Annotated in this window: 11 protein-coding genes, 1 tRNA gene and 1 pseudogene; 8 read left to right on the top strand and 5 right to left on the bottom strand. The window is 59.8% G+C overall.

What is annotated here, in order from left to right:
* On the top strand, positions 1–545 hold a 545-nt coding region (locus BO1_RS22345; protein WP_245643876.1), incomplete at its 5' end, for a UPF0158 family protein.
* Positions 546–1,164: 619 nt separating this feature from the next.
* Here the strand turns inward: BO1_RS22345 and BO1_RS22340 are convergent.
* A complete protein-coding gene (locus tag BO1_RS22340) occupies positions 1,165–1,500 on the bottom strand; it encodes an H-NS family nucleoid-associated regulatory protein (protein WP_028219455.1) in 336 nt (111 codons plus the stop codon).
* A 281-nt stretch (positions 1,501–1,781) separates the two neighbouring features.
* Here BO1_RS22340 and BO1_RS57810 point away from each other — a divergent pair.
* Positions 1,782–1,928, top strand: a pseudogene (locus tag BO1_RS57810) (helix-turn-helix domain-containing protein); the annotation flags it as partial.
* 125 nt (positions 1,929–2,053) lie between these two features.
* On the opposite strand, the gene BO1_RS22335 reads toward BO1_RS57810, so the two are convergent.
* Positions 2,054–2,127: transfer RNA gene (locus BO1_RS22335), tRNA-Gly, on the bottom strand.
* Between the two features lie 966 nt (positions 2,128–3,093).
* Between BO1_RS22335 and BO1_RS22325 the strand changes: the two genes are divergently transcribed.
* Complete coding sequence (locus BO1_RS22325; protein ID WP_028219454.1) at positions 3,094–3,615, top strand: HU family DNA-binding protein; 522 nt, start codon at positions 3,094–3,096, stop codon at positions 3,613–3,615.
* 293 nt (positions 3,616–3,908) lie between these two features.
* Here BO1_RS22325 and BO1_RS22315 read toward each other — a convergent pair whose 3' ends face one another.
* Positions 3,909–4,322: a hypothetical protein gene (locus tag BO1_RS22315; RefSeq protein WP_043285885.1), complete on the bottom strand. Its 414-nt coding sequence runs from the start codon at positions 4,320–4,322 to the stop codon at positions 3,909–3,911.
* Positions 4,323–5,561: 1,239 nt separating this feature from the next.
* Here BO1_RS22315 and BO1_RS57805 point away from each other — a divergent pair.
* Positions 5,562–5,711, top strand: a complete 150-nt coding sequence (locus BO1_RS57805; RefSeq protein WP_245643875.1) for a hypothetical protein — start codon at positions 5,562–5,564, stop codon at positions 5,709–5,711.
* Between the two features lie 4 nt (positions 5,712–5,715).
* The gene (locus tag BO1_RS22300; protein WP_043285882.1) at positions 5,716–6,009 is read left to right on the top strand and encodes a DUF7673 family protein; all 294 of its coding nucleotides are present in this window, start codon (positions 5,716–5,718) and stop codon (positions 6,007–6,009) included.
* Positions 6,010–6,469: 460 nt separating this feature from the next.
* Here BO1_RS22300 and BO1_RS22295 read toward each other — a convergent pair whose 3' ends face one another.
* Complete coding sequence (locus BO1_RS22295; RefSeq protein ID WP_028219450.1) at positions 6,470–7,843, bottom strand: hypothetical protein; 1,374 nt, start codon at positions 7,841–7,843, stop codon at positions 6,470–6,472.
* A gap of 520 nt (positions 7,844–8,363) precedes the next feature.
* On the opposite strand from BO1_RS22295, the gene BO1_RS22290 reads away from it, so the two are divergent.
* The 3 genes from BO1_RS22290 to BO1_RS22280 all read left to right on the top strand — a co-directional run bounded on the left by BO1_RS22290 (position 8,364) and on the right by BO1_RS22280 (position 9,245).
* Positions 8,364–8,570 (top strand): hypothetical protein, encoded by a 207-nt coding sequence (locus BO1_RS22290; protein WP_028219449.1) that lies wholly within the window; start codon positions 8,364–8,366, stop codon positions 8,568–8,570.
* Positions 8,571–8,639: 69 nt separating this feature from the next.
* Positions 8,640–8,915, top strand: a complete 276-nt coding sequence (locus BO1_RS22285) for a hypothetical protein (protein WP_028219448.1) — start codon at positions 8,640–8,642, stop codon at positions 8,913–8,915.
* Positions 8,916–8,930: 15 nt separating this feature from the next.
* The gene (locus BO1_RS22280) at positions 8,931–9,245 is read left to right on the top strand and encodes a hypothetical protein (protein WP_028219447.1); all 315 of its coding nucleotides are present in this window, start codon (positions 8,931–8,933) and stop codon (positions 9,243–9,245) included.
* A gap of 374 nt (positions 9,246–9,619) precedes the next feature.
* Here the strand turns inward: BO1_RS22280 and BO1_RS60260 are convergent, their stop codons facing one another.
* The gene (locus tag BO1_RS60260; RefSeq protein ID WP_167338374.1) at positions 9,620–9,763 is read right to left on the bottom strand and encodes a hypothetical protein; all 144 of its coding nucleotides are present in this window, start codon (positions 9,761–9,763) and stop codon (positions 9,620–9,622) included.
* Between the last annotated feature and the right edge of the window lie 776 nt (positions 9,764–10,539).

The raw sequence follows: 10,539 nt of genomic DNA, 5'->3' as shown, positions 1-10,539 counted from the left end.
GCTGCGCGCGGACGCGCCAAAGGCGCCCCGTTCAATCGCCACGCAAAAGTCGCCCCCCCGCTCGTCGGCGACACCACGATCGCCACAGAACGCAAAAACATCCCGATGAGGTCAACGTCATGGTCGCCGTCAAATTCGATGATGTTTCCTCGGCCTTCGACTTCGTCAGCTACGCAGCGCCGATGGAACACCAGGCGTATATCTCGCTCGATACGGGAAAAATCTACTGGATCTCCGATGCCATCGACACGATCGAGGAGGCAATTCCCGAGGACCAGGAAGACTCGGATCGCTACCTCGCGATACCGCACAAGAACGAACTTGATCTCGGAAGCAGTCTCGCCTTGCGCTTTGCCGCACAGCAACTACCTGCACGTTATGGCCAGGTTGAAGGGCGCTTCCAGCGGCGAGGGGCATACGCGCGCTTCAAGGATTTACTCGAGCACGAAGGTGCTCTGGAACGCTGGTATGCGTTTGAAGCCGACTCTGTCGAAAAGGCACTGAGGCAATGGTGCGCTGAAAACGGGATCGAAATTCTTGATTGAGACGCGACGCGTCGGTTCACGCAGGCCAAAGTCTCTCGTTATGCAGCGTACCATCCCAGTAGTTCCACCCGCAGCGACGATGAGCGGCGCGGCCATGACCACCGATTGAGATTGCCCTTTTGCGAAAGACAAAAGAGTCGGGCGGGTTCCGATGGGGTGCAGCGTGTCTGCGATGGAGACGCGCGACGACCATCACCGCGCTCGCGGTTGCGGGCGTGCTGCTGGTCACTGCCGGTGCGAGCGCTCAGACAATCCGGTTCGAAGACGGGGCGGCTCGTTCTTGACCGGTGAGCGCCGGTGAGCGTTCGGCAAGCCTGCATGCCCATTCTATGACGCTACGCGAGACGTATGAAAAGCGCCCTGATATGCGCTCGAAAACGCCATTTTCACAGCGCATTTGAATCGCCGCCATTCAAAAACGGTATTTCTCCGGCAATCCGCTGATCCGCAGGGCGACAGGTGAGTGTTTTCAGTATTTCCAGGAAAGTGGCCTCGCGGCAGGACCGTGTGCGGATCGCCCACCCTCAAGGGCTCGATGTCTTCAGCGTTGAAAGCGGACGTGAACGCGCCGGTTAACCTGCATGCAGTTTGTGCTGCAGGAGGAAAAGGCGGATCGCTCTCATGCGGCCTCAACGCTCCGGTTGGTGGCCAGTCGTGTGCCGGCAAACGGGTCATTGCGCCAGTCCGCACCAGCGGGCCTGCCCGACTCCCGCGTGGCCGCCGCGTCAGTGGCGAAATGATCGAGAGACTGGCCGGCGCTGGTCGCCTGGACGACCCATTGCGGGGTGGCGCCCTTGCCGTCCCATGTGTTGCCGGAGGCGTCCCTGAAACGTACGGCACGCAACCGTTCCTGATCGGCCGCGATCGAAGTGGCGATGTCTTCCGGCTCGATTCCGAATTCGGCCATTCGTCGACGCAAATAGGCCACGATGCTGTCGCGCTTTCTCTCGTCCATTTATATTCTCCACTCCACCTCATCGGGCAGATTAGTGCAAGGCGCGTGCCGCCAAGATAGCGCGAGACTCAAAGCTGTCCATGCTGCGGCAGCGCAGAGGGCTTTCACGTTTTAAACGCGCTTTGCCGGAACCGGCACAGAAGGCGCCGCGACTGCGGCGGCACGCGTCATAATACGTCAAACGGGAAGCGATGTTTTGGTTCGCTTCAGCACGCTGTGTCTCATCCTTTGTTGCATCGCGATGCTGATTCCGTGGTCGCTATACCGGGCGAAAGACGGACAAGGCGACGCACGAGCACATCATTGCGCTGCGCACCGGCGGCCACAGCATCGCTGACACGGCGCGCATGGCGGAGTGCAGCGAGAGTCAGGTGAAGCGCGTATGGGCGACTGGCAAAGGAGAGCGCACGCGTGCCGCGCTGAAATGAAAACGCGGGCGCAAGGCCCACGTGTGCTCCGTGTCAGCGCGCCGCAGATTACTGCGACTCGTGCTCAGCTTCCCCAACCGTTGCCGCGCGTCGTGTGGCTATCGGCTTACGAGCTGGGAGGGAGTTGGAGCGGGCTACGGGAATCGAACCCGTGTGGACGGCTTGGAAGGCCGTTGCCAAACCACTAGGCGAAGCCCGCATGGTGCTTTCAAATCAAGGCGCGCTGCGCTCGCATATGGCAGCGTGTTTGAGAGAGTACCGCCCGAAGGCCTGCAGCCGCGCCAACCGACTGCTGCAACCGCCTTGACGAGAAAGCGGTGCATAGTCTAGCAAGCGCAAGCCTGTGCGTGTGGAAAATTCGCGCTCACGTTAGTGCGATGGGCGGTCATTCCGTTGGCGGTGCGCCAGCGGCGTCGCGCGCGATCTGCAGGAGCCCTTGCGCGATCACAACGTTCGTATTGTGCCGCACGTCATCCGCGCCGTTCTTCAGCATCTTGATCGGCATGTGAGCGGCTATCTGCTCCCGCTCGGCGAGAAGCGCGGCGGGATGGATGCGTCCTCAGGCGGCATGCTCTCGCATTGCGTTCATGTTGGCACGTCTGCGGGCTGCTGCTAGCCATATCACCCGGCCGAGCGCTTGCATTTGCCTTGCTTGGGATGGGTGTGCTCGACCGCTTCCTGACCGGCTATACGAAAAGGGCCGACTGCAATGCGCCGCGCCACTTTTGGGCTAGCACCGCGAGCACACCCGTTGGCGCAAAAATCGCAAGCGCGTCGAGAGCGCGCCCCGCGGACACCTCGCCTGGGTCGTGACAGAGAGTGCGCGCAGAACCGGGAAAGCGGAGAAGCCGCCGCCAAAGAGACTCGGACTCGCGTCCATCTGGCGCAGTGTGTTCGCGGCCAGTCCCGTGGCATCGTCCAGTGGAACGCATGAGAAGGTGGCGAGCGCGACGTCAATTGCCGCTTTTTACGTCGGCCCGCTGCGAAAGCGGGCGCACGTCCCGGGCTTTTTGCTCTGAAGATGACAAAATGCCTTGCTGGAAGGTGCTTTTCGGTTGCGAATCGCACAAACCGTTGATACGCTAGGCGCCAGCTTAAGACGGTGCAGTAACGCAGGGCGTCGTGCCCCGTCTTAAGCGGTTCTCAACCTGATAGAGGATTGTTCATGGCAACGAAGACCGCAACGAAAGCAGCTAAAGCCCCGAAGGCTGCGAAGCCGGCCGCAACGAAAGCAGCACCGAAAGCAGCACCGAAGGCCGCAACGAACGTAGCACCGAACGTAGCACCGAAGGCCGCAAAGCCGGCAGCCAGGAAGGCCGCGCCGAAGGCTGCAGCTCCGGCGAAGAAGGCCGCGACCAATGGCGTACTCAAGCCGCTGAAGGAAACGTTCACGAAGGCCTCGCTGGCAACTTACGTTGCTGAGCAAGCCGGTGTCGAGCCGAAAGCGGCCAAGGCCGTTCTGGCTGCGCTTGAAGACACGATTCTGGGCTCGGTGCACAAGAAGGGTGCAGGTGAGTTCACGCTGTCAGGCCTGGTGAAAATCGGCGTCCAGGCTGTCCCGGCGAAGAAGAAGCGCTTCGGCAAGGACCCGTTCACGGGTCAAGAGCGCTGGTTCGATGCAAAGCCGGCAACGGTGAAGCTGAAGATTCGCGCTTTGAAGAAGCTGAAGGACGCCGCAGCAGCCTGAAAGTCATTACGACGTTGGCAGGAAGCCCGCCTTGTGCGGGTTTTTGTTTATGTACCGAGCAGCACTCATAACAAGGCTGCCCGCAGCGAGCTTTGCCGCGGCTTGCCTGCAGCCCTGGTGTGGGGCGAAGCCGCCGCGCCACAACTGCTGGGCTTCGCGGTCGCTCCGATGGTCGCCTTGCTGCGCGTGCGTCACGGATTCCAGCTTTCATCCTTTGACGTATTGATCTGGTTTTGTCTCAGCCAGAACCTCGCATCTGCAGGAGGTTTGCCTTCCCGTCGCGCCACCCCAGACTACAACGGCCGCCGGATATTCCGGGCGATATCCAAAGCATCCGTCATTGCACCAGCAGCGTCCAGCTCCATATCCCCGCGGCCCTCGAGAAGAATCCGTAGCAACTGGTCGGGGAATCGGCGAAGGATTCCGTCATCGGCGCGGCATTCATCCTCGTTTTCTCGAACGTATCTCCGTATTTCGTTGGGCGTTGCAGCCTTAATGGCGAGCAGTTCAGGGTTGTCATCGTCAGGGCCAAACAGGCGCAAAGCGTCTTCCAGTCTCGCTGCCTGTTCCCATTGTTCTGGCGTCCAGGTCGGAGGCGATTGTTCGGGTGCCTGTGTCGCCATGTGACGATATTTGCGGCTGATCCAGTCAGCAAACATCCAGACCGTCATCGTATAAGCCTGATTGCCAACTGAGGAGGCGTACATCCAAAACTCCGTAAATCTTCGCTGCATCTCCGTCGCAGCTTTGTTGTCTAGTCGTTATCCGGAATCTGGTGCCGGTGTGATTCAATCATCCGAAGCGAAACCGGTTCCCGGGCCATACCCCACGCTTCCAGGAGGTTGTCGAAAGATGGACTCGCAGCGCCTGTCCGGGGGGCGGGAAGCGCAATTCCCGTTGCCCGATACCGTACACGCTCCCTTGCGCTTGCTCCCGAGCGGACGATGCGCTCAAGAGCGCCGTTGCGGACTGCATACTGCACGGCATCAGACGCTGTACGCGAGTTCATCATTCCAGACGCAACGATGTCACTGACCGTCGCGTCCGGACGTTCACGAAGCCATGAAAGTAATGCCTCTGCGTTTGCGTGCGTGCTCATATGCGCTCTTCCGTGGAATTGCCTTCCTGTTACTGACCAGCCGATCGCCGGACCTGCTGAACACATCGAACGCCACCTTCGTGGGCGTGAAGCCGCTGTTCGCGGAATTCTAGTCCATGCTTGCGCCGGCCAAGATAGTTGACGATCTACAGACCTGCCTGTGTCATATCCAGCACCGGTTCGTGAGCGTCTTCATCTTCGCGCGGACGTGTCAGTCGAAGAAAGCGTCGGGTGATCCATTGGTCGAGACGTGAGACGGGCTATCGCACGCTCGCTGACTGGCGAGCGCAAATGGCCATTTCATCAAATGGTATATCACATGGCCCGGGCGCAATGGGAACCCAAGCTACCGCTCTCCAGCTTTCCAGCTTCCCGGCAATCCGCAGTCGGACGCATTGGAGCCACGGTGATCTGGTCTGGTACAGGAGAAGTGCTGCCTCGCATACAAGGCGATTGGCCAGTACGTTTATGAACGCAACTAACACTCCGATTTTTTTTCCTCTCGACCAATTCAAACCCGCTACGGTACCCAGGTCTATATCAAATTGCAGTGTGGGCGGCGGCCCTCACGATATGCAGACACTCGTGGAGTCGATCTGGGTCGCACCTGACCAGCCGACATGATTCATTGAGGCTCGTCAAATCGGTTACCGGGCGCCGAACGTACAACCGCCACAAAGCGATGCGGAAATCGTTGCCGGATTGCCAGCCCAGTTGAGCCCTTCGCGGCGCAGGGCGACGGCCATTGATCTGGCGTAGACTGCGGAGGGCTGGAAGATCGAGGCGCCGCCGCCGATCCGGCGCAATCAGCGGCTCTTCGTGACGGGCGCCGTTGTCTCGCGCGGCGATGAGCGCTTCGTCTTTCACGACCTCGGCAACCGCGGGTATCGTGCTCACGCCAACGAGCGCGGCATCGTTGGGCCTAAAACGGATCGACAACAACTACCGCTACGGCGCGCACAAGGCCGTAGCCCAGCGGGAGAATCAGGCATCCTGAACTGATGCTGGAAGCTGAAAAACAGGCGCTCGAGCGCCTGCTGAAGATCGCCCAGGGTGACACTGGCCAGAGCCGTCGTGTGGCGGACTTTTTGCTCGCGTGGTGGAATCCAGCCTCGTGCGGCAGCTACGACCTGACGACCGCATGGGGTATGGACGATGACATCGTGGAGGACGTGATCACGGTGTTCCGACTGGCGTCACGCGTGCACCGGTATCCCGACACGCTCGGCTACGGTCCGCAGTTCGAAGCCATCGTACGCGAATGGCGCCCGGAGCTGGTTTCTCATGAACGCTAGAAAATGTTTTGAAAGCGTTGCTAATTCCTGATGTGTCAAGTTGCGGCCTTGAGGCGCAGCATGCCCATGGCGTTCGCCGCATTCGATCGACACTCCGATACCAGCCGGTGATTCGACGCGGGCGACAAAGGGGGGCTGCGATCCGCCAGGGGGTGCTCGCATCTTCTTGCGCCTGGAAGTTAAGGTTGATCTGCTGTCGTGCAGATGTTGCGGGCCACGGTTAAAAAATCAGTAGCGCAGATTAAATTGCCCACCAATATGGCTAAACAAATTCTTCTGCTGATCATATACAGAAGAATCAGATAATACGCTCGCTGAAAGAGGAGCACCGGTCGGGGACGGTATTCGCGGTCGTCCGTCGATCTGAATCCAGGCGATTTTTTCAAGCGCATCGAGCCCAGGCGACCTCGATGCGCTTGATGCGTCCTGGCACGAGGGGGCCTGGCGCGCTAATGCCGACTCACAGCAAGACCGCTTGCTGCAAAAGTTCCAGCGCTTTCAGTTCGTCCAGTCGACCCGTGCGTGCTTTGCCTGCGAGCGTCTTGAGCAATGCTTCGGCGATCGGTTCAATACCATGAAGATTGTCCAGGCTGGTCACGAAAGGCAGCGGTAAGGGGTTTTGTTGCGGTATTGCCGACGCTGTCTCAAGTGTTGCCGGTAGGGCTGCCGGGGCCTCGCCATTGCTTTCTTCAAGTGTGCGAGCGGCAAGGTCGTCAGGAAGATCACTTTCGTGAACCTGTGGGGTGACGATGATGGGCTCCTGCTCGCCCACGACATTCGCCCACACAGGTGAAGGGTTTTCCGAACGGCCCCGGACGGCCGCCGGCGAGCGCCTCGTGCGCGGCTTCGCTTCGGGGGTGTTCTCCACTGGACCGTCGTTCGTGACGGCCGCAAGCGGGTCGTGTTGTTGAACGGCCGCGCGACCGCGCGAAGCAGGCGCAAGCATATGCGACACCGACTCTGGAATCTCGGCTTCGGAGCGCGGCGTGTCCAGCCAGCCAGCTGGCAGTCCAAGTCGCTCCGTGAACCGGTTTGCTTCGGCACTGTCCAGGCGTTTCTTGCCATGCAGCCGATGGGCCATGTTGGATCCACTCATCGACATGACCACACCCAGTCGTGCTTTCGATCCGTTGCGACTCGTGAGCACGTGGAGATTGGCGCGGCGGATGTTTTCTACCTCGGCGCTCTCGTTGAGTGCGAGCGCTTGCTGCCGGGTTGTTTCAGGCGACGTGCTGTCCTTTGAAGGCGAAGCGTTTTTCGGCTCATGAGGTTGAGTCTGTTCGACCGTTGCGCTTCGACTGTTTCTGACGGTCCTGGGCGTGCCGCCAGTGGCTTTCCTGGGCATTTGCGCTTCCTCGGACAAGCTGTCGTTAAAAAGGGGTTGTTGGCCGGCGTCCGCGGGGGACGCCAGCTCAGGTGCTTCAGACACGTCGTCTGGCCCGTTGTCAGTTTGAATGAAATCGAGCGGCGACTTCAGACGGGCAATCGTCTCGTCTGTGAGCGCAGGATTGGGCTGGTCAAAAAATCCCTGCGGCAATCCAAGCGTGGTTTCCATGTGAAAGGCGGTCTCGGGTGTGAACCTCTCGCCTTTAAGGAGTTCAGCCACGCGCGTCATGCTGGATTCAAGGGCGATCGCGATATTCTCGGCGCCTACTGCATCGACCAGAAACTGGAACGATCGTGTCTTGAAAATGGAGGCAGTCTGGGTGGAGTCTGGGGGCGGCGCCTTTACGTACGGTTGTCCCTGCCGGTGGGACGAAGATTTTTTTCCGTAGCGAGATTGGTGCTGGCCGCTGTCCCGGGATCCCGCATATCGCCCGCGGGCTGGATTCATAAAGAAGGGCTCCATGCGATCGTTGGTATCCCCTGAATTATAGACGCAGGCAATGTTGGCATTGAATGGAGCAGGTATTCAAATGGGTGCATGACGCTGAATGGGCCAGAATGGATCCCGTGTCTCCGACGTCCGCGCTCATCACGCAATGGTCATGATCCGGTCTCTCGCAAGTGCTCCGTTCAGGTCAGTTTTCGCCTACCTCTCGCCGGCTGTCGTGCTGGTCTTGATTTCTCCCGTATCAACACGACATTGGCAGCCTTGTGCTGATCAAAGGGCGCCGCAGAGATGGCGAGCCGTCCGGTTGATGCCGCAGTCACATGTTGAACATCGAACACTGGACGCATAAAATCGCATCCGATCCACACGAGAACAGCGATATGGCGGTCGCCCGGTCGACTTCAGGTATGCCCGGCCTGACCATCGCCTGAAGCAGAACGGCCGATGATGGTGGCCGCGCCCGAACCACTTCGTTGGCGCCAGGACCGAAGTCAAAACGATCGATTTAACGAGGAAGCCCATGGAAGACGCGACGCCCGCTCAGGCCGGCGAGGTCATACTGCATGACGCTGGTGCCGGGGAACTGGACGATCTGCCCGTCCTTCCGGCGCTCGACGTGGTGGCGCAGGTTTCACACGCCAGGGCGGCGCGCATCATCGAGCGCTGCGGGTACGAGATCACTGGCTCCCACCATGAACAGGCAGCACGGTTCCAGTTCGGGACTTGACGGGATAAGCGCACGCAAAGGAGCCGCCTTCGGCGGCTGGTAAATGGCAGGGAGATACGGACAACAGGAATGAGCAACACTGAACTGAGCGAGCTGGAGCGCACCCTGTTTATTGCGGCTGCGCTCCGTGGCTACCGGTTGCAGCGGATGCCGGACGGTTACTATGGCCTGTTTCGGCGCAATGCTAACGCGGTTGAGTTGATGGCCAGCGGACTGACATACAAGGACGTGGCGAATCGCTGCGGCGCGTACGGATCGACGACCCCAAAGGCGGCTGCCGAGCGCGACGGCCTGGCGTGGCCGGACACCCATGAAGCATTTCTCGCACTGGCGGGATCGGTTTAATAACGGAATGGCCTTATGGAAGACGAACTTACGACGAAGATCGGCTTTGCAGCCGGGAAGCTGGTTCAGCAGGCGATGGAACTCGGCCTGACGTGGGACGAGGCAGTTGCAGCTTTCGGTCTGGCCGCGAAGGCCAGCGCCGAGGCGGCAGCGCATGCCGGCAACGGCGAGGATTGCATCGAGTTCGCACGGCGGCGGCTCGAAGAGGCTTTCGCGCAGGAGGTGCGGGTCATCATTTCTGAAGCCGGCACTGAGGCGAGTAACGCAGAGGTCGAAGATAACCCTCTGCTTGCGACTGCGCACCGTCGTCACGCGGCCAAGTTCCACTGACGTGGGAAATCCGCGAGCGCCTGAAACGCAACGGACCCGAATCGCAACGATCTTGAGGTGGAATGAAATGGCAGGCAGCAATTCCTTGATGCCAGTTGCAGGTTCGTTGCACAGATAAAAAAGGAGACCGCAGAACTCCCGGCGGTCTCGCAAATACACACGCCGCGGCAGGGATTGCATGCCGCCTAAAGGCAAGGACACGTTGTTCGCACAACTGAATTACGTACCTTGCAACAACCGGCAGCCGCCGCGCAATCAAAATCGACGGCACCGCCCCGGGTGACAGCCGGGACAGCGCATCGCCAGGTCGCTCGCGTCATAAGTGCTGAGCGATTTCAACCTCAAACGCGGCAGAACCTCAGCAGCTCATCTCCCTATCGGCACACCCGTTCCCAATGATGGTGATGCCAGACACGGTAACAGTGATGCCAGCGGTGGTGATAGTAGTCAGCGGAGGCTGGTACAGCAACCACCAGACCGGTCATGGCGATCGCAAGACTCAGGGCGACTTTTTTCATGGCTCTGCTCCAGTGGGTTGTTTGCTATCGACGAGCACACACTGTGCCTGGTTCGATTTCAGGATCACGCACTGGCAATGACGCCGACATGTTCCGCGCGCACCATGTCACCGCCGCGCATTATTACACCGAAGGGCCCCAGTGTTCAGGCATCAGTGAACGGCGAGAAGCGCCAATGCGAAGTGCGATGACAGGGCGACACCTTCACGGGTGAAAGTGGGTACGTTCGAACTGACCACAGACGATCCACATTCCCAGATGCATCGCGCAGAGCACGAGCGTGCGAATTGCCTCGCGCAGGCTGGACTACAGGAGTCGAACCCGTGTCCGGGCGGGCTGGAAGGCCGTTGCCCAACCACCAGGAGAAGTCCGCAGGTGCTTTCACATCAAGGCACGCTGCGTTCACAGATGGCGGCGTTTGAGACAGACTGGCTCGAAGCGACCCGACGAAAAAGGCGGGTCCTGGGCGCGCCAGATTCACATTGCGTTGTGCGGCCGTGTCCGGTCGTCATATAAGGTGCCCGGTTATGGGAGCCGTGACTTTTGCCCGGACCAGCAAGCCAGCAGGATCGCGCGTCAGCAAATTCAAGACAGTAAGAGATGAATAGCGATTGTGAGGCGTCCAGCGGGTTGAGATGAAGCTGGCTCTGGAAGGGGTTTGCAGCGCAGCGGGTTTTACGCCAGGATAAGCAGGTCGCCCGGTCTTCCCAGCAGCTTGGTACAGCATCTCCCCACGATATGACCGTCCGCTTCGAGCTCGTTGCTCTCGCGCTGCC

This window comes from Paraburkholderia oxyphila NBRC 105797 (assembly GCF_000685075.1).
GTDB lineage: Bacteria > Pseudomonadota > Gammaproteobacteria > Burkholderiales > Burkholderiaceae > Paraburkholderia > Paraburkholderia oxyphila.
Note: the sequence above shows the minus strand (reverse complement) of the source record. Positions and strands in the feature narration are given on the sequence as shown.

What these genes read in the sequence shown, in the direction of transcription:
- BO1_RS22340 (WP_028219455.1), bottom strand. Translation starts at nt 1,500, where the DNA reads ATGGACGAGAGAAAGCGCGACAGCATCGTGGCCTATTTGCGTCGACGA.
- BO1_RS22300 (WP_043285882.1), top strand. Translation starts at nt 5,716, where the DNA reads ATGCTGGAAGCTGAAAAACAGGCGCTCGAGCGCCTGCTGAAGATCGCC.
- BO1_RS22315 (WP_043285885.1), bottom strand. Translation starts at nt 4,322, where the DNA reads ATGTACGCCTCCTCAGTTGGCAATCAGGCTTATACGATGACGGTCTGG.
- BO1_RS22290 (WP_028219449.1), top strand. Translation starts at nt 8,364, where the DNA reads ATGGAAGACGCGACGCCCGCTCAGGCCGGCGAGGTCATACTGCATGAC.
- BO1_RS22325 (WP_028219454.1), top strand. Translation starts at nt 3,094, where the DNA reads ATGGCAACGAAGACCGCAACGAAAGCAGCTAAAGCCCCGAAGGCTGCG.
- BO1_RS60260 (WP_167338374.1), bottom strand. Translation starts at nt 9,763, where the DNA reads ATGAAAAAAGTCGCCCTGAGTCTTGCGATCGCCATGACCGGTCTGGTG.
- BO1_RS57805 (WP_245643875.1), top strand. Translation starts at nt 5,562, where the DNA reads ATGAGCGCTTCGTCTTTCACGACCTCGGCAACCGCGGGTATCGTGCTC.
- BO1_RS22280 (WP_028219447.1), top strand. Translation starts at nt 8,931, where the DNA reads ATGGAAGACGAACTTACGACGAAGATCGGCTTTGCAGCCGGGAAGCTG.
- BO1_RS22295 (WP_028219450.1), bottom strand. Translation starts at nt 7,843, where the DNA reads ATGAATCCAGCCCGCGGGCGATATGCGGGATCCCGGGACAGCGGCCAG.
- BO1_RS22285 (WP_028219448.1), top strand. Translation starts at nt 8,640, where the DNA reads ATGAGCAACACTGAACTGAGCGAGCTGGAGCGCACCCTGTTTATTGCG.